The sequence below is a fragment of the Microbacterium karelineae genome (genome assembly GCF_009745985.1).
Lineage (GTDB): Bacteria > Actinomycetota > Actinomycetes > Actinomycetales > Microbacteriaceae > Microbacterium > Microbacterium karelineae.
This window is the reverse complement of the sequence record NZ_WFIX01000065.1, coordinates 1-274: the sequence shown is the minus strand read 5'-3', so window position 1 is coordinate 274 and position 274 is coordinate 1. Positions and strand designations below refer to the sequence as shown.

At 73.0% G+C, this 274-nt stretch carries 1 pseudogene; it reads right to left on the bottom strand.

The window, feature by feature from the left end:
- A pseudogene (locus GB932_RS19005) lies at positions 1 to 250 on the bottom strand (hypothetical protein); the annotation flags it as partial.
- Positions 251 to 274 lie beyond the last annotated feature (24 nt).

The following is a 274-nucleotide window of genomic DNA, read 5'->3' as shown; positions in this document are numbered from 1 at the left end:
GGATGTCGGCGAGGATGTCCACCCGCAGCTGATCCATCGACCGCAGATCCGTGGCCGCCACCACCGTGCCCTCATCCACAGCGCGCTCATCCACACCAGGCTCATCCACACCGGGCTCATCCACACCGGGCTCATCCACACCGGGCTCATCGGCACCGTCCGCCCCGAACGACGCACCCCGCGCCGCCTCACCCCGCGCCGCCTCACCCTGCGCCGCTTCGGCCCGCGCCCGCCGCCGGTCGGTCTTCACCGCCCGCGCCATCTGCGTGACCCG